At 72.4% G+C, this 17,768-nt stretch carries 14 protein-coding genes; 10 read left to right on the top strand and 4 right to left on the bottom strand.

Features of this window, described 5'->3' with window-relative positions; translation table 11 throughout:
* Nucleotides 1-119: 119 nt before the first annotated feature.
* On the bottom strand, nt 120-1,733 hold the full coding sequence (gene metG, locus JS521_RS04115; protein WP_205081336.1) for a methionine--tRNA ligase: 1,614 nt from the start codon (nt 1,731-1,733) through the stop codon (nt 120-122).
* Between the two features lie 182 nt (nt 1,734-1,915).
* Between metG and JS521_RS04110 the strand changes: the two genes are divergently transcribed.
* Complete coding sequence (locus JS521_RS04110) at nt 1,916-2,569, top strand: response regulator transcription factor (RefSeq protein WP_010060284.1); 654 nt, start codon at nt 1,916-1,918, stop codon at nt 2,567-2,569.
* The gene (locus tag JS521_RS04105; protein WP_205081335.1) at nt 2,566-3,885 is read left to right on the top strand and encodes a sensor histidine kinase; all 1,320 of its coding nucleotides are present in this window, start codon (nt 2,566-2,568) and stop codon (nt 3,883-3,885) included. The genes JS521_RS04110 and JS521_RS04105 overlap by 4 nt, the downstream gene beginning before the upstream one ends.
* On the opposite strand, the gene JS521_RS04100 is transcribed toward JS521_RS04105, so the two are convergent.
* The gene (locus JS521_RS04100; protein WP_205081334.1) at nt 3,819-5,393 is read right to left on the bottom strand and encodes a VWA domain-containing protein; all 1,575 of its coding nucleotides are present in this window, start codon (nt 5,391-5,393) and stop codon (nt 3,819-3,821) included. The two genes, JS521_RS04105 and JS521_RS04100, sit on opposite strands and share 67 nt — an antisense overlap.
* 306 nt (nt 5,394-5,699) lie before the next feature.
* Between JS521_RS04100 and JS521_RS04095 the strand changes: the two genes are divergently transcribed.
* From JS521_RS04095 to JS521_RS04085, 3 genes are all read left to right on the top strand, one after another.
* A complete protein-coding gene (locus JS521_RS04095; RefSeq protein ID WP_205081333.1) occupies nt 5,700-7,769 on the top strand; it encodes a PhoX family protein in 2,070 nt (689 codons plus the stop codon).
* Nucleotides 7,770-7,833: 64 nt separating this feature from the next.
* Nucleotides 7,834-8,067 (top strand): hypothetical protein, encoded by a 234-nt coding sequence (locus JS521_RS04090; RefSeq protein ID WP_239486777.1) that lies wholly within the window; start codon nt 7,834-7,836, stop codon nt 8,065-8,067.
* Nucleotides 8,068-8,172: 105 nt separating this feature from the next.
* On the top strand, nt 8,173-8,574 hold the full coding sequence (locus JS521_RS04085; protein WP_205081331.1) for an RNA-binding S4 domain-containing protein: 402 nt from the start codon (nt 8,173-8,175) through the stop codon (nt 8,572-8,574).
* A gap of 87 nt (nt 8,575-8,661) precedes the next feature.
* Here the strand turns inward: JS521_RS04085 and JS521_RS04080 are convergent, their stop codons facing one another.
* Nucleotides 8,662-9,528 (bottom strand): hypothetical protein, encoded by an 867-nt coding sequence (locus JS521_RS04080; protein ID WP_205081330.1) that lies wholly within the window; start codon nt 9,526-9,528, stop codon nt 8,662-8,664.
* A 179-nt stretch (nt 9,529-9,707) separates the two neighbouring features.
* Here JS521_RS04080 and JS521_RS04075 point away from each other — a divergent pair, with 179 nt between their 5' ends.
* From JS521_RS04075 to JS521_RS04055, 5 genes are all read left to right on the top strand, one after another.
* A complete protein-coding gene (locus tag JS521_RS04075) occupies nt 9,708-10,115 on the top strand; it encodes a hypothetical protein (RefSeq protein WP_205081329.1) in 408 nt (135 codons plus the stop codon).
* A gap of 171 nt (nt 10,116-10,286) precedes the next feature.
* Nucleotides 10,287-10,889, top strand: a complete 603-nt coding sequence (locus JS521_RS04070) for an NADPH-dependent FMN reductase (RefSeq protein WP_205081328.1) — start codon at nt 10,287-10,289, stop codon at nt 10,887-10,889.
* A 60-nt stretch (nt 10,890-10,949) separates the two neighbouring features.
* Nucleotides 10,950-11,921, top strand: coding sequence for an ATP-binding cassette domain-containing protein (locus JS521_RS04065; protein WP_205081327.1), 972 nt, complete (start codon nt 10,950-10,952; stop codon nt 11,919-11,921).
* A complete protein-coding gene (locus JS521_RS04060) occupies nt 11,918-12,775 on the top strand; it encodes an ABC transporter permease (protein ID WP_205081326.1) in 858 nt (285 codons plus the stop codon). The genes JS521_RS04065 and JS521_RS04060 overlap by 4 nt, the downstream gene beginning before the upstream one ends.
* A gap of 105 nt (nt 12,776-12,880) precedes the next feature.
* Nucleotides 12,881-14,095, top strand: a complete 1,215-nt coding sequence (locus tag JS521_RS04055) for a MerR family transcriptional regulator (protein WP_205081325.1) — start codon at nt 12,881-12,883, stop codon at nt 14,093-14,095.
* 127 nt (nt 14,096-14,222) lie between these two features.
* Here JS521_RS04055 and JS521_RS04050 read toward each other — a convergent pair whose 3' ends face one another.
* Nucleotides 14,223-17,753: an ATP-binding protein gene (locus JS521_RS04050; RefSeq protein WP_205081324.1), complete on the bottom strand. Its 3,531-nt coding sequence runs from the start codon at nt 17,751-17,753 to the stop codon at nt 14,223-14,225.
* Between the last annotated feature and the right edge of the window lie 15 nt (nt 17,754-17,768).

The following is a 17,768-nucleotide window of genomic DNA, read 5'->3' as shown; positions in this document are numbered from 1 at the left end:
GGGGGGGGGGCGGGCGCGCCCGGCTGTCCGCCCCCGCCCCCCCCCCCCCGCCACCCGCTGCCCCCGGCGCTCCCCCGCGCGGGGCGGGCCCGCCACCCACGTACGTACGGACGAACGCGTTACGCCGGCTTCTCCTCCAGGCGCGGGAACAGCACCGCGCCCTTCGTCACCGTCGCGCCCGCGGGCAGCACACCCCACGTGCCCGCGTCCTGGACCCTCTGGGCGGCCAGTGCGCCCAGGGACTCCTCAGCGCCCAGGGACTCCCAGAGGCTCTGCGAGGTCTCCGGCATCACGGAGTTGAGCAGGACCGCGACCCCGCGCAGCGACTCGGCGGCCGTGTAGAGGATGGTCGCCAGGCGGGCCTGGCCCTCCGGGGTGGTGTCCTTGGCCACCTTCCACGGCTCCTGCTCCGTGATGTAGCCGTTGACCTGCTTCACGAAGTCGAAGATCGCCAGGATGCCGCCCTGGAAGTCCAGCTCCTCGCCGATCTTCCGGTCGGCCGTCGCCACGGCCTTCGCCAGGCCGTCCCGCACGGCCTGCTCGGCGTCACCGGCGGCCGTGTCCTGAGGCAGCGCCCCGCCGAAGTACTTGCCGACCATCGCCGCCACACGCGAGGCGAGGTTGCCGTAGTCGTTGGCCAGCTCCGAGGTGTAGCGGGCGGAGAAGTCCTCCCAGGAGAACGACCCGTCGCTGCCGTAGGAGATGGCCCGCAGGAAGTACCAGCGGTACGCGTCCACGCCGAAGTGCGAGGTCAGGTCCTGCGGCTTGATGCCGGTCAGGTTCGACTTGGACATCTTCTCGCCGCCGACCATCAGCCAGCCGTTGGCGACGACCTTGCCCGGCAGCGGCAGACCCTGCGCCATCAGCATCGCGGGCCAGATCACCGAGTGGAAGCGGAGGATGTCCTTGCCGATCAGGTGCACGTTCGCCGGGAACGTACCGTCGAACTTCTCCTGGTTGGCGCCGTATCCGACCGCCGTCGCGTAGTTGAGCAGCGCGTCGACCCACACGTAGATGACGTGCTTGTCGTCCCACGGCACCGGGACGCCCCAGTCGAACGTCGAGCGCGAGATCGACAGGTCCTGCAGACCCTGCTCGACGAAGTTCACGACCTCGTTGCGCGCCGACTCGGGCTGGATGAAGTCCGGGTTCGCCGCGTAGAACTCCAGCAGCTTCGGGCCGTACTCGCTGAGCTTGAAGAAGTAGTTCTCCTCCTTGAGGAGCTCCACCGGCTTCTTGTGGATCGGGCAGAGCTTCTGCCCGGCGAACTCGCCCTCGCCGTCGATCAGATCGCCGGGGAGCTTGTACTCCTCGCAGCCCACGCAGTACGGGCCCTCGTACCCGCCCTTGTAGATCTCGCCCTTGTCGTACAGGTCCTGCACGAACTCCTGCACCCGGTCGGTGTGCCGCTTCTCCGTCGTCCGGATGAAGTCGTCGTTCGCGATGTTGAGGTGCTCCCAGAGGGGCTTCCACGCCTCCTCGACGAGCTTGTCCGCCCAGGCCTGCGGAGTCACGTCGTTCGCCTCGGCCGTGCGCATGATCTTCTGACCGTGCTCGTCCGTGCCGGTGAGGTACCACACCTTCTCGCCGCGCTGGCGGTGCCAGCGCGTGAGCACGTCGCCTGCGACGGTCGTGTAGGCGTGGCCCAGGTGAGGAGCGTCGTTGACGTAGTAGATGGGGGTCGAGACGTAGTACGCCGTCGCCCCCTGCTTCTCGGATCCAGTGGCCGCCATGGTCGAAATCCTAACGGCCCGATCAAGATCCACTCACATCGATAAACGGCGGCCCGGGTGCGGACGGAGGATCGCCCTCCGGTGGAGAGCTTTGCGAAACATCCCCTCACGTAATGGTTCCCGTAGGAAAGTCGCATCCTGGGAGGGAGCGGACAAGCGTGCACGAGGCAGGGGACATCACCATGCGGGTACTGGTCGCCGAGGACGAGGAGATCCTCGCGGAGCTGGTCGCCACCGGACTGCGCCGGGCCGGATTCGCCGTCGACACCGTGTACAGCGGGGACGCGGCCCTCGCCTATCTCGGCCTCCACGACTACGACGTCGTCGTCCTCGACCGCGACCTCCCCCGGGTCCACGGCGACGACGTGGCCCGACGGCTCGTCGCCTCCGGCTCCCGCACCCGGATCCTGATGCTCACCGCCTCCGGAGCCATGGAGGACCGGGTCGCCGGGCTCGACCTGGGGGCCGACGACTACGTGGCCAAGCCGTTCGAGTTCCCCGAGCTGGTCTCCCGGGTACGCGCCCTGCGCCGGCGCAGCGCCCGCCCCGTACCGCCCCAGCTGGAGCGCCACGGCATCCGGCTCGACACCGTAAGGCGCTCGGCGCTCCGCGACGGCCGGGACCTGGACCTCTCCCCGAAGGAGTTCACCGTGCTGCAACTGCTCCTGGAGGCCGACGGCGGCACGGTCAGCGCGGAGGAGCTGCTGGAACGGGCCTGGGACGCCAACGCCGACCCGTTCACCGGTGCCGTGCGCGTCTGTATGAGCAAGCTGCGCGCCAAGCTCGGCGAGCCCGCGCTGATCCGCACTGTCCAGGGCGTCGGGTACGCCCTGTGAGGCGGCCGTCCCCGCTGCGGCGGCTGGCGGCTGCCTCGAAGCTGCCGCACTCGACGATCCGCACCCGCATTGCCCTCGTGTACGGGGGTGTCTTCCTGGTGCTCGGCACCGCTCTGCTGGCCACCGTCAACCTGGCCTCCCGCGCCGGTACGGAGACCGAGGCGCGGGCCATCGCCTCCACGGCGGTGGTCGTCGTGCCGCCCGGGTACACCGTGAAGGGCCCCTTCATCGCCCGCAGCTCCACCGGTTCGCCCACCGCCTACGAACTCACCGACCATGTCAGCGACGCGGCGGGCAAGCAGCTCCTGAACTGGTCGTTCGCCGCGCTGCTCGTGATGACGGCGGGCGCGGTCGGGGTGGGCTGGTGGATAGCGGGCCGGGTGCTGCGGCCGGTCCACGCGATGACCGCGAAGGCCCGCCGGCTCTCCGAGAAGACCCTGCACGAGCGGATCGCGTCCAGTGGCCCGGACGACGAGCTGAAGGAGCTGGGCGAGACGCTGGACGCGCTGCTGGGCCGCCTGGAGAAGGCGTTCGACAGCCAGCGGAGATTCATCGCGAACGCCTCGCACGAGCTGCGGACCCCGCTGGCCACCCAGCGCGCCGCGATCCAGATCGGCCTCGACGACCCGTCCCCCGAGGACCTCGTCCGCACCCGGCAGACCCTGCTGGACACGAACCGGCGCAGCGAGCGGCTCATCGAGGGGCTGCTCGTGCTGGCCCGCAGCGAACGGGGCCTGGCCACGGACGAGCGCGAGGCGGTCCGCCTCGACCACGTGGTCAGGGAGGAGACGGCCCGGTATCCGGGGGCACGGGGCGTGAGCGGCGCCCCGGACGGCCGGGGCACGGGCGGTGGTGATCCGGAGGGCCGGGGGCCGGGCGGCGGACCGGCCGTGGACGTCGCGCTGACCGCCTGCCCCGTGCGCGGCAGCCGGCTGCTGCTGGCCCAACTGGTGGCGAACCTGCTGGCCAACGCCGTCACGTACAACGTGCCGGGCGGCTCGGTGGAGGTCGCGCTGAGCGGGGAGGGGGTGCTGGTGGTGCGGAACACCGGCCCGGTGGTCTCCGAGGCCGAAATCGCGGGGTTCTTCGAGCCGTTCCGGCGGGGTGAGGGCCGGGACCGGATGGGCCCGGGGTCGGGCCTCGGTCTCTCGATCGTCCGGTCGATCGCGGTGGCCCACGGAGGGACGGTCACGGCGATCCCGGGCCCGAAGGGCGGCGGGCTCGCCGTGACCGTACGACTGCCGGTCGATCAGGCCCCGGAGCCGGCCTCGCGCGCGGCGGTCCAGTCCGGCAGTCCGGCGAGGATCTCCCGGTAGAGCTCGGCGTCCGTGATCTCGCGGGGGGCCGGTCCGGCGTGGAAGAACCCGGCGTTCGGGGCACCGAGCTTCCGCAGGAAGTCGAAGCCCTTCGCGTCCTGCTCGCCGAAGGCGACGAACTGGAAGTACAGCGGCAGCCGTGCCGCCTCCACGATGGCCTGCCGGGCGGCCTGCTTGGCGTCCGGCGGGCCGTCCGTCTGGAAGATCACGAGAGCCGGGCCGGTGGCCTCGGACTTCTCGTAGTGCGCGACGACCTCCTCGACGGCTCGGTGGTAGTGCGTGCGGCCCAGTCGGCCGAGGCCCGCGTTCAGCTCGTCGACACGGCCCTCGTGACCGGAGAGTTCGAGGGAGCCGGTGCCGTCGATGTCCGTCGAGAAGAAGACGACCGGCACGGTGGCGTCCTCGTCCAGGTGTGCGGCGAGCGCGAGCGTCCGGTCGCCCAGGTGCTGGGCGCTGCCGTCCTTGTAGAACGGCCGCATCGAGCCGGAGCGGTCGAGAACCAGGTAGACGCGGGCGCGGAGCCCGGTCAGCCCGTGCGCCTTGAGCGCCGCCTGCGCCGCCTTGTACGGGGCGACGAGCTGCGGAGCGCGCGACTTGACCCGTGCGAGCGTGGTGGCGGGCTTGCCGGGGGCGGACTCCGACGCGGCCGAGGCGGGCTCCGGTGCGGTGGGGGTCACCGGGGTCTGCGCGGCGGCCGCGGGCTCCGGGGTCTCCACGACGGCCGGGGTCTCAGGGGCCGCCGAGGGCGCCGGGACGGCAGGAGACTCGATGACGACCGGGGTTGCCGCGACGGCCGAGGTCTCCACGACCGTCGGGTTCTCCGCGGGCTCCGGGGTCTCCACGACGGCCGGGGTCGCTGCGGGCTCCGGTGCCGTCGCGGCTTCGGGGGCCTTGGGCGCCTCGGTGGCCTTGGGGGCCTCGGCGGCTGCCTGAGGCGCCTCGGGGGCGCTCTCCGGAGCCTCCGCCGATGCGGGCGCGGCCTCCTGAGCCGGTGCGGCCTTCGCGGCCTCGTCGAGGTCCAGGTCGATGATGATCGGCTCCGGCGCCGACGCGGGGGCCTCGGCCTTGACGGGCTCCTCGGTGACCACCGGCTCGTCGGCCTTGACCGGCTCCTCGGCCTTCTCGGCCGCCACCGGCTCCTCGGGCTTCGCCTTGGGCGAGTCCTCAAGGGCGTCTGCCGAAGCGTCGTCGAGGGCGTCCTCCGGGGCCGACCCCTGCGCGGGGACGGTCGGTGACGCCGGTGCGGCGGCCGCCTTGTCGAAGGCCTCCGCCACCAGGTCGGAGGCGGGCGAACCGTCACGGTCCGTGGACCCGGCGGCGGGGGACGAGGGCGAGGCCGGGGCCGGGATCGACGCCTTCGGCTCCGTCGCGGGCTCGGCCGCCGAAGTGGTCTCCGGCTCCGTCTCCTTGGGCTGAGTGCGCTCGGCCTGGGGCGGGACGGTGGCCGTGGTCGGCTCGTCCTGCTCCGTGCGGCCGAACACCTTACGCAGCAAGCTCCGAATGCCCATGGGCGAGGCCTTTCGCATGAGTTGGGTGCGGGGAATGTCCGACCTGGGGCGAATTCATCCCTGGCCAGGACGGATACGTAAGGTTAGCGGCCGGATCCGGCCGTTCGCCGGTGCGGCCCACCCCTGCGTCAACCGAGCCGAAACCGTTCCCGGACCGAGTCCGCCGCGGTGTCCACGACCGTGTCCACCACAGGGCCTCAAGGGAACAGCGGTGGCCCGGACTTCACCCGCCGTTCACCGGGAGTCCCTCGGACCGCGTGGAGGCGCACCTACCGTCACGCACGACACCAGACGGAGGGAATCCACGTGCGCAATCTGCTGCCGTTCATCAGCTCGCATCCCGGTGGGCGTTCCGCGCTGACCTGCCGCTTCCGCTGCGGGGACGCCTGCTTCAAGGAGACGCCCAACAACAGCGACAACGAGTACGCCGGCGACATCATCGCCGGTGCCGTGTCGCGCCGCTCGATGATGCGCGCCGCCGCCGTGGTCACCGTCGCCACCGCCGCCGGGACCGCCGCGCTGACCGGCCCGAGCGCCCCCCAGGCCGAGGCCGCCGCGCTCGCCGGGCACGGCAACAAACCGGGCCGCCCCCACAAACCGGGGGCGTCCGGTGCTCGTGGCCTGCGGTTCTCGCCGGTCGCGCCCAACAAGGACGACAAGGTCACGATCCCCGACGGATACGGCCAGAACGTGGTGATCCGCTGGGGCGAGCCGATCCTGCGCGGCGCGCCCGCCTTCGACCCGGACAAGCAGACGGCGAAGGCGCAGGCGGGCCAGTTCGGCTACAACAACGACTTCCTCTCCCTGCTCCCGCTGCGCGGCGAGCGTGGCCGGCAGGTCATGGTCGCCAACCATGAGTACACGGACGAGATCCTCATGTTCCGCGGTTACGATCCGGCCAACCCGACCCGCGAACAGGTGGAGATCGCCTGGGCGGCGCACGGACTCTCCGTGGTCGTCGTCCAGGAGGAGAACCGCACCGGCAAGCTGGGTCCGGTCAACCGGCACCCGCTGAACCGCCGGCTGACCGCGACCAGCGAGTTCCGTATGACGGGTCCGGCCGCCGGGAGCACCCTGCTGCGCACGTCCGCCGACCGTACCGGCCGCAAGGTGCTCGGCACCCTCAACAACTGCGCGGGCGGCACCACTCCGTGGGGCACCACGCTGCACGGCGAGGAGAACTTCAACCAGTACTTCGCCAACGGCACGACCGCCATGCACAAGCGGTACGGGATCGGCACCAGCGCCTCCGAGCGCAAGTGGGAGCGGTTCGACCGGCGGTTCGACCTGGCGAAGGAGCCCAACGAGGCCAACCGCTTCGGCTGGGTCGTCGAACTCGACCCGTACGACCCGGACTCCACCCCGCGCAAGCGGACCGCGCTGGGCCGGTTCAAGCACGAGGCCGCGCAGCCCCGGCTCACCTCCGACGGCCGCCCGGTCGTCTACATGGGCGACGACGAGAAGTTCGACTACCTCTACAAGTTCGTCTCCAGCAAGCGGATGAAGAAGGGCAACTCGCGTGCCGCCCGCGAGCACAACCTGACGCTGCTCGACGAGGGCACGCTGTACGTCGCGAAGCTGACCGGCGACTCGCCGGCGAGCGAGATCGACGGCACCGGGAAGCTGCCCAACGACGGGGAGTTCGACGGCAGCGGCGTCTGGATCCCGCTGGCCACCGGCACCACCTCGCACGTCCCCGGCATGACCGCCGAGGAGGTGTACGTCTACACGCGGCTCGCCGGTGACAAGGTCGGCGCGACCAAGATGGACCGCCCCGAGGACGTCGAGCCCTCGCCGCGCACCGGCCGGGTCTATGTGGCGCTCACCAACAACTCGGACCGCGGCAAGGAGGGCAAGCCCGGCGCGGACGAGGCGAACCCGCGCAACGCCAACAAGCACGGGCAGATCCTGGAGCTCGCGGAGAACTGGGACGACCCGACGAGCGACGGCTTCGCCTGGCGGCTGTTCCTCGTGGCGGGCGACCCGGACGACCCGGCGACGTACTTCTCCGGATTCCCCAAGGAGAACGTCAGCCCCATCTCCTGCCCGGACAACGTGGCGTTCGACGCCCACGGCAATCTGTGGATCTCCACGGACGGCAACGCGCTCGGCTCGCACGACGGACTGTTCGGCGTGGCGACCCACGGTGACCGGCGCGGCGAACTGAAGCAGTTCCTGACCGTTCCGGCCGGGGCCGAGACCTGCGGCCCGGTCATCCAGGACCGCCGGGTCCTGGTCGCGGTCCAGCACCCGGGCGAGATCGACGGAGCCTCCGTCGAGAAGCCGGCGAGCGTCTGGCCCGACGGACCGGGCAGGATCGTCCGTCCCTCGGTCGTCGCCGTCTGGCGCAAGGACGGGCGCGACATCGGGGTGTGAACCCGGCCGCCCCTCTCATGGGGCCGACCGACCATCAGGCCTGTGCCCATGCGGTGCGGGCCTGATGGGTGTCCGTCAAAAGCATCTACGCGGAACCACCCAGCTCGTCGGGAACACGAAGATCCTCCAGTCGTCGTACGGACCCGAGGACCTCTACCTGGCGCACGGGCGCGGTGACGGCTTCGCCCCGCAGCTGTGGTCGCTCAGCGAGCACGCCCCCAGTTCCTCCTGCGCGGGATGCAAGCGGGAGCTGTACAGCTACAACATGAGTGAGGTGATCGGCGACTTCGGCTCCTGACCCGGGGCCCGACCCGTTCGCCCCGATGGTCGCGGGCGCCGTCCCGGCAGGTGCTGCCGGTAAACGGACGGCGCCCCGCGCGTCCACCGGACTAGAGTCGGACCCATGGTTTCCGGTGACGCGCCGCAGGCGGAAGGAAGCGTCCGGGTCGACGTGTGGATCTGGTCGGTCCGGCTGACGAAGACCCGTGCGCAGGCGGCCGCCGCCTGTCGAGCCGGGCATGTGAAGGTCGGCGGTGAGCGGGCCAAGCCCGCCCAGGCCGTCCGCGTCGGCGACGAGGTGCGGCTCCGGCATGCGGGGCGGGACCGGGTGGTCGTCGTCTCGAAGATCGTGAAGAAGCGGGTCGGCCCGCCGGTGGCCGCCGAGTGCTTCGTCGACAACAGCCCGCCCCCGCCGCCGCGCGAGATGGCGATCCAGGTCCCGGTACGGGACCGGGGCACGGGCCGTCCGACCAAGCGCGACCGCCGCGAGATGGAGCGCCTTCAGGGGCGCCCGCCGGAGGCCTGAGCCGGTCGGCGGTCCCTCGTGCGGGTTCTGTCCCCTTGTTTCACGTGAAACGTCCGTACGGGTGTTTCACGTGAAACGTCTCCACGGTCACCCTCGCCCCGCCTTCCTGCGCCCCAGCAGCACCCTGGCCACCACCGCCCCCACGAGCAGGACCGCACCGACCGCCAGCACCACCCACACCGTGGTCCGCAGCGAGGCGGTCAAGGCGTCGACCACCGCGGCGGCCGCGTCCCGGTCGCTGCCCGGCACCTCGTCCAGCACCCGGTTACGGCCGACCGCGACCAGCACCCGGAGCACGATCGCACCGAGCACGAACCCGGCGCCCACGACCGCGGTGGTCCACAACCCGGCGCGCAGCCCGCGCCGTACGGTCGCGATGCCCACCACCAGGACGAGAAGCACCAGCGTGGCGACGGCCGGCCAGATGCTGCAGTAGCGGAGCCAGCGGAACGAGCTCCTGAGCTCGTCGGCCTGATCGGGGCCGAGCAGGGTGATCTCCGTCCGCTCGACCGGGATCTGGTCCGCGAACGGCACCCCGTCGCGTACCAGGTCCTGCTTGACCTGGTCGATCACCGGGGCCAGATCGATCGTGACGGCCTGTCCGCTGTCGCCGTCCAGGCCGGCCTTCACCGCCTTGTGAGCGGCCCGGTTCGCGGTGTCCCAGGCGTTGCGGAAGGCCTCGGTGGTGGCGAAGGACCGCACGGTCTCGTGCAGGAACTCCCGCACCGTGTCCTGGAGCGGACCGAGGTCGATCTGTCGCATCGCCTCCTCGGTCACCAGGTCCGCGACGGTGGCCTGGACCGCCGGGTCGGAGGAGAGCGGCGACACGGCGGCGACGTACCGGTCGGTGTCGTCGATCTCCAGATCGACCCAGGCGGAGAGCGAGCTCAGCGGCACGAGGACGGCGAGCAGGACGAGCAGGACCGCCGAGAGGGCCGCCGAGATCGCTGACATCCGGGAGCCCGAGGGGGCTGGGGACGTGGCCGGGGAAGAGGTCCGCACCCCTCCAGACAATCCCGTCCGGGGCCGGTCCGCCCCGGGCCGTGCGCCATTCGAGTTGCCGGGCGGCGCGGTCGGGTGTGCTCTGGAGAAACGGGGGCGTGCGACGGGGGCGACGGAAGGAGCTGTCCGCGATGGCCACACACGCAGCCATGCCCGGCCGAAGGGGGAGCCGCGCCCACGCGCGGACCCGCCATCACACCTCGCTCGCCTGGGCACTGCCTCTGGTGCTCGGCGTGATCTACGGGTTCTACGCGGCGTTCATCCGCCGCGACGGCGGCCCCAGCACCGGCGGGCAGGTCCTGCTCGGGCTCGTCTCCGGTGTTGCTCTGGCGGCCCTCTGCTTCGTGCTGGGCCGGATCCAGCGCTCTCTGCCGCGCGAGCTGCGAGCGGTCGCCTACGGCGCGCTGACCGCGTGTGCGATCGGCTTCCTGGTGAGCCTCACCGATACCAGCGTGCTGCGGTCGGCCGGTCTGGGGCTGGTCGTCGGGGCAGGTGTCCTCGTCGTGTCGTACTACTACTTCTACACGCGGGAGCCCTGAGGCCCGTCCGGCATCCGGGCTTTCCGACCGTGTACGCGGCCGCCAGATTCAATCTGGCGGCCCCGCCCCCGCGTCTGGCGCCCAAGAGTTGAGGGAGCGGAACGGCCCGGACGGGGGACCGGGCCGGCCGGGGCCGGGAGACGGCGGAGGTCGCGGGAGGAGGAGCGCACGATGGCGACGGACGACAGCCCCGGCGAGGGCCCGGGCGGGGAAGGCAGCCTTCCGCTGCGCGTCGCGGTGATCATCGGCAGCACCCGCGAAGGCCGGATCGGCGATGTGGTCGGCCGCTGGTTCATGGAGCGGGCCCGGAACCGCAGCGAGCTGGACCTCGCTGTGCTGGACCTCGCCGATTTCGACTTCCCGGTGCACTACCCGGAGCGGGCTACCGACCAGATGACGGAGTTCACCGAGGAGATCGCCAAGGCCGAGGCCTTCGTCGTGGTCACCCCGGAGTACAACCGCTCGTTCCCCGCCTCCCTGAAGCAGGCCATCGACTTCGCCTACGAGGAATGGCAGACCAAGCCGGTCGCCTTCGTGAGCTACGGACACGGTTCCGCCGGGCTGTACGCCGTGGAGCAGCTGCGCTCGGTCTTCACCGAACTGCACACGGTGACCCTGAGGAACGGGGTCGCGCTCGACTTCCTCCGGCAGCCGCTGGAGGAGCACTCCGGCGACACCGGCCGGGACCGGTCCGTGGGCCTGATGCTCGACCAGCTCGGCTGGTGGGGCTGGGCCCTGCGCGAGGCGCGCGCCGTCCGCCCCTACGTCTCGTGACCTTCCTCGGTACCGGCGGCACAACGCAGACTCCCATCGACGACCCACAAGGAATGGATCATGAGCACTGAACTGGCCATCGAGACCACGGGGCTGGTGAAGGTCTTCGGCGACAACCGCGCGGTGGACGGCATCGACCTCGCGGTCCCCACCGGCACCGTCTACGGCGTCCTCGGACCCAACGGCGCGGGCAAGACCACCGCCGTCCGCATGCTCGCCACCCTGCTGCGCCCCGACGGCGGCTCGGCGCGGGTGTTCGGCAAGGACGTCGTGAAGGACGCCGACGCGGTCCGCAGCCGGGTCAGCCTGACCGGCCAGTACGCCTCGGTGGACGAGGACCTGACCGGCGCGGAGAACCTGGTCCTGCTCGGCCGGCTGCTGGGGCACTCCAAGCCGGCGGCCCGCGACCGGGCGGCCCAGCTGCTCGACGGGTTCGGTCTGAGCGAGGCGGCGGACAAGCAGGTGAAGAACTACTCGGGAGGCATGCGGCGGCGCATCGACATCGCGGCGTCCATCCTGAACACCCCGGACGTGCTGTTCCTGGACGAGCCGACCACCGGACTCGACCCCCGCAGCCGCAACCAGGTGTGGGACATCGTGCGGGCGGTCGTCGACCACGGCACCACGGTCCTGTTGACCACCCAGTATCTGGACGAGGCCGACCAGCTGGCCTCCCGTATCGCGGTGATCGACCACGGCAAGGTCATCGCCGAGGGCACCAAGGGGGAGCTCAAGGCCTCCGTCGGCTCCGGCACCGTCCATCTGCGGCTGCGGGACGCCGGCCAGCGGGCCGAGGCGCAGCAGGTCCTGACGGTCGCGCTCGACGCGGAGGTCCAGCTGGACGCGGACCCGGTGGCGCTGACCGCCCGGGTCGACGGGCAGAGCACCGAGCAGGGCGCGGCGGAGCAGGCCGGGCGAGCGCTGGCCGAGCTGGCCCGGTGCGGCATCACGGTCGACAACTTCTCGCTGGGACAGCCCAGCCTCGACGAGGTCTTCCTCGCACTCACGGACAAGAAGGGAGTGGCGGCATGAGCACCGCGACCGCCAAGACGGAGCTTGAGGGCGTCGAGCTCGCCGCGCCGGACAGGGAACGCCTCGCCGCGCTCCTGGTGGGCCAGGGCCGCCCGCCGAGGCCCAGCGCCCTGTCGGCATCGCTGACCTTCGGCTGGCGCGCCATGCTGAAGATCAAGCATGTGCCGGAGCAGCTCTTCGATGTGACGGCCTTCCCGATCATGCTCGTCCTGATGTACACGTACCTCTTCGGAGGCGCGCTGGCCGGCTCCACCGAGGAGTACATCCAGTTCCTGCTGCCCGGCATCATGGTGATGAGCGTCGTGATGATCACGATGTACACGGGCATCGCGGTGAACACCGATATCGCCAAGGGTGTCTTCGACCGGTTCCGCACGCTGCCGATCTGGCGGCCCGCTCCGATGGTCGGCTATCTGCTCGGCGATGTCCTGCGCTATCTGCTGGCGTCGTTCGTGATGCTCGCCGTCGGCATGGCCATCGGCTTCCGTCCGGACGGCGGTGTGCTCGGCGTGCTGGCCGGCATCGCGCTGCTGATCGTGTTCTCGTTCGCGTTCTCCTGGATCTGGACGATGTTCGGGCTGCTGCTGCGTTCGGAGAAGTCGGTGATGGGCGTCAGCATGATGGTGATCTTCCCGCTGACGTTCCTCAGCAATGTCTTCGTCGACCCGAAGACGATGCCGGGCTGGCTCCAGGCCTTCGTGAACAACAGCCCGGTCACCCACCTCGCCACGGCGGTGCGTGACTTGATGGAGGGCGCCTGGCCGGCCACCGAGATCGCCTGGACGCTGGGCTGGGCCGGGGTGCTCCTGGTGGTCTTCGGCTCGGCGACGATGCGGCTCTACAACCGGAAGTGACCGATCGCGGACGGGCCCGCCCCGTGCATTCTTGACCTTCCCCGCGGGGGAAGCCCCAGCATCGGTGGGGCCGGGCGGAAGCCGCCCGGTACGAGGAGGTACGGGGTGGAACGCGAAGGCCGTGCGGTGGGCGCCGCGAGCGGGGAGCTGGTGACGATCGGGGAGTTCGCCCGGTTGTCCCGGCTCTCCGCCAAGGCGCTCCGGCGCTACGACGAGTTGGGTCTGCTCCGACCCGCCCTGGTCGACCCGGTGAACGGCTACCGGTACTACGACCCGGCGCAGGCGGAAGCGGCTCGGCTCGTGGCGTGGCTGCGCAGGATCGGCATGCCGCTGAGCCGGATCGGACGGGTCGTGACGCTCGACGCGGGCGCCGCAGCCGTGGAGATCCGGGCCTACTGGGCGCGGGTGGAGGCCGAGACGGCGGCCCGCCGCGATCTGGCCATGTACCTCGTCGACCATCTGTCAGCGGAGGGCAGGGCCATGTCACGGATGCCGGGCAACACGGAGAACGCAGGCAACCCGGAGAACGCGGGAGCCACAGGGAACACCGGGGGCACGGGGGCGGTGCCGCTCGTGATTCGGTGCGCGGCGCTGACCGATACCGGGGTGGTGCGTACGGCGAACCAGGACGCGGCGTTCGCGGGGCCCCGGCTGCTGGCGGTCGCCGACGGTTTCGGGGAGGCCGGGGCCGAGGCGAGTGCTGCGGCGATCGAGGCGCTCAAGCCCTCCGGGTGGGGCGCGCAGGAGGGCGCGCTGTCCGCCGCGGAGCTGCTGAACGCCCTGGAGGACACGGCGGATTCCGCTGCGCGGGCGGTCCGGGACGCGGTCGCGCCCTGGGCGGATCCGGACGGTTCGGGGACCACGCTCACCGCGATGCTGTGGACCGGATCGCGGCTCGGGCTCGTGCACATCGGGGACTCGCGGGCCTATCTGCTGCGGGGCGGGGAGCTGTTCCGGATCACGCACGACCACAGCCTGGTCCAGTCGATGATCGACGACGGTTCGCTGAGCCGGGAGGAGGCCGCTTCCCACCCGGGCCCCGCACTGCTGTTGAAGGCGCTGGTCGGCGAGGCCCGGTCCGCCCCGGTGGCCGTGGCGTGCCGCCCCGACGTCCGCCTGCGGGATGTGATGGCGGGGGACCGCTATCTGCTCTGCTCGGACGGCCTGTCGGCGGTGGTTGACGAGGCGGATCTGAGGGCGGCGGTCATCGCGGCGGACGCCCCGGAGGAGGCCGTACGCCGGTTGGTCCGCCTGGCCCGCGAGGCGGGCGGGCCCGACAACGTGGCGTGCGCCGTGGCCGACGTGGTCGTCGAGGCGTAGCGGCGGACACCCGGGCCCCGGTGTCCTGAGGGCCGGGAGGCCCGGGGTGTTCCAGGCGGGCTCGGGCGCGGCGCGAGCACCGACGGAGTCGTTACCCGAGGCCTGGGGCGGTCCGGGGCGGGGTGGGTCAGAGTCGCCAGTCGGGGGCGTGCTCGGGGCGGTAGGCGCAGGTGGTCCCGGTCGTCACGGAGGCCTTCAGATGGGCCGCCAGTGCGGGGTGCAGGGTGTCCAGCTTGCGCAGGGTGTCGCGGATCCGGGCGGTGACCGTCTTGCGGGCCCGCTCGGTCTGGTCGCCGAGCCGGCGGGTCCGGCCGCCGAGCCCGGCAGCGGTGCGCAGCTCGTCGAGGAGGGCCTGCCGCTCCCGGCCGTACTGCTCCACCAGCCGGGTGTCGTCCCGGGCGGCGGCTGCGTCTATCTCGGCGTCCAGCCGGGCCAGGTGCTCCTTGTAGCGGCGCTTGGCCTCCTCGTCGAGCACCGGATCGCCGCCGAACTGCCCGGCGGCGACGACGAGGTCCCCGCCCTCGGGCGCGAGGAGCTGGACGGCCGGGACGTCGGCGCCGGGCAGTCCCAGCAGGCTGTGCAGGTCCCGCAACCCCTTGGCGTCCGGGACGTGCACGGTCACCCCGTCCCAACGCAGCTGCCACACCGGCCCGTTCCGCCGGAACTCGGCGGGCGGTACGACGGACCGTGGCCCGGTCGATGCCCCAGCCGACGCCTTGGCGGGTGCCTGGGGCGATGGTCCGGGCGATGCCCCGGTGAATGCCTGGAGTGATGGTTCGGCCGAGGCCCCGCCCCTGCTCCGGTCCGGCGCTGCGACCGGGTCCTGTGCCGCCTGTGCCGCGACCGGGGCCTGGGCCGCGACCGGGTCTTGGGCCCGTGAGACGGAGGTGGCGGCGGAGGCGTCGGCTGCGGCGGTAGTGGTGGCGGTGGGCGGGGCCGTGCGGAGTGGGGCCGCCTCGGCCTCCACGTGGTGCAGGCCCAACTCACCCGCCTCCCGCGCCACTTCGCCGAGCAGCTGACGAGCCTGTTCGGCGTCGCCCGCCCCGGCGCGGGCGAGGAGCGAACGGGCCAGGCACAGCCGGGCGCGTACGGCCCAGGGGCGGGCGCCGAGGCGGTCCGAGGAGGCGGCGGCCTCGGTGAGCGCCGCCACCGCCGCGTCCTGGTCGTCGCGCGCGGCGGCGAGCATGCCGAGCCAGAGGTCGACGGGGCCGCTGATGTCGCACCCGTACAGCGAGACGACCCACTGGCCCGTGTAGGGCGTCAGCTCGTCCTCCGCGCGGGCGATGAGCCGTGGCTCGCCGGTCACCACGGCCGTCTGGGCCAGCAGCCGGAGCCAGAGCGGCATGAACGCCCGCGGGTAGGGGGCGGCGCGGTCCGCATGCTCGGCGATGAGGCGCAGCGCGGGCGTGGCGTCGCTCTGCTCGACCGCGGTGACCGCCTCCAGCAGCGCGGGGTAGGGATACCCGGAGCCCGGAAGCTCGTCGAGCGTCTCCTCGGCCTCGGCGAAGTGGCCCTGGAGCAGATGCAGCGCCCAGTGCAGGTGGTGCCCCATGAAGCCGAAGGCCGCATGGTCGTTGTTCTCCGGGTCGAGTGCGTCGTCCGCCAGCGCGGCGGTCGCCTCGGTGAACCGGCCCTGCAACGAGGCGATCAGGCTGGTGTCCACGGCGACCCCCAGGGCGAACCGGGGCAGCGCGGTCAGCTCGGCGAGCCGGAGATACGTACGGAACTGGTCGAGGAAGGCCGGGTCGCCCAGCTCCAGCAGTGCCACCCAGCGCATGGACGTCGCGTGCAGCTCCATGTCCTGGTGCTGGGTGCGCCGGCCGACGACGGTCATCTCGTCGGTCAGCCCGAGCCGCTCCACCGCCGAGCCGAGGCCCCACACGGAGTCGTGGCGCGCCCAGAGCGAGAAGGCGAGCGCCTCGTCGTCCGAGCCGCCCCGGGCCAGCGCCATGAAGTTGATGGCCAGCTCCTGGGCGAGCCGGTCGTCGGAGAGGTTCTCCTGGCCGTCCTTGCCGGTGATCCTGCGGTGCGCCTCGGCGAGGAGACCCATCGTGGACACGCCTGGGCGGCCCATGAACCCCTCCCGGTGGAGGGTGATCGCCACCCGGGCCAGCAGCTCCGGTTCGTCCAGCTCCCGGGCCCGGGCGACCGACCGGTCCAGCAGCCGTTGTGCCTCGGCCTTTTCCCCCGCGTGCCGGAGCTGTGCGGCGAGGTCGAGACCGATCAGCACGGCCCGCCGGAGGTCCGGGCCCGCCGCGCCCGACGCGGTGGCCGACGCGGCGGACGCCACCGCGAGGGCGCGCCGGTAGTGCTCGGTGGCTTCCTCGTCGGCCAGGCGCCCCGAGGCGTCCCGGGCGGCGGCCAGCAGCAGGTCGATGCGGCGGTCGCGGTCCAGCGCACCGCCGGCGAGGTGGGCGTGCCGGGCGAGGGCGCCGGGCGGCACCGCGTCGCCGAGGCCGCCGTGCGCGTCCAGGGCCCGTACGGCGGCGGCATGGCGTTCGCGGGCCCCGGTGTCGTCCAGCGAGGCGTACAGCGTCTCGCGCAGCAGGTCGTGGGCGAAGGCGTACTGCCCGGACGGGCGGGGGACGACGACCCGGGCGACGACGGCCGATTCCAGCAGCCGGTCCACGTGGGGGACCGGTGAGCCGTGCACGACGGCCAGGACCTGCCGGCGGAACTCCCGGCCGAGCAGGGCGGCGCTGGTCAGCAGCGAGACGACCGGCTCCGGCAGCAGGGCGAGCCGCTGCCGGACCGCTTCCCGCACGCCGGGCGGGATGGTGGAGACCGGGGATCCGCTGTGCCAGAGCCGGGCGGTCTGCTCGACGAAGAAGGGGTTGCCGCCGGTGCGCCGGTGGACCTCGTCGACCAGCTGCGGCGCGGGCTCGCGGCCCGTCGTCACCGTCATCAGCGCGCCGACCTCGTCCCGGCCGAGGCCGGTCAGGGTGAGGGTCGCGGCGGCGCGCGAGACCAGCGGCAGGATCAGCTGCTGGAGCGGGTGCCCGGGGGCCTCCACCTCGACGTCCCGGTAGGTGCCGATCAGCAGCAGCCGCTCGAACCAGGCGTGCTGGGCGGCGAATTCGAGCAGGCGCAGCGAGGCCGGGTCGGAGCTGTGCAGATCGTCGAGGACGACCACCAGCGGCCGGCTCTGGGAGACCGTGACGAGGGCCGTGGTCACCGCGTCGTAGAGCCCGAAGGCCTCAGCCCCCTCCGGCGACCCCGCGCCCGGCGGTCCCCCGCCCGGCCGGTCACCACCGGGCGGGCCCGTCTCGCCCGGCGCACCGGCTTCCGCGCCGGCCTCGCTTCCGTGGGGACCGCCCGTGGCGACGGCGGCCGGGTCGCCGAGGAGCACGGCGAGCCGGCCGTCCGACGCCTCCTGGGCCGCCGCCCACTCCGCCGTCGTGGCGGACCGGCGCAGGCCACGCAGGATCTGGACCCAGGGCCAGTAGCCCGGGGTGTTGTCCGAGTCCCAGCAGGAACCCCCGACCACCAGCGCCCCGCGCCGCCGTGCCTCGTGCGCGGCGTCGGTGACGAGGGTGCTCTTGCCGATCCCGGCCTCGCCGGTGACCAGCACGAGACCGCCGTGGCTGTCCGTGGCCCGGGCGATCTCCGCACGGAGAACGCCGGCGGGATGGTCGCGCCCGAAGAGAGCAGGGGTCATGACCACACGATAGGA

Source organism: Streptomyces durocortorensis (assembly GCF_016901035.1).
Classification (GTDB): domain Bacteria; phylum Actinomycetota; class Actinomycetes; order Streptomycetales; family Streptomycetaceae; genus Streptomyces; species Streptomyces durocortorensis.
Note: the sequence above shows the minus strand (reverse complement) of the source record. Positions and strands in the feature narration are given on the sequence as shown.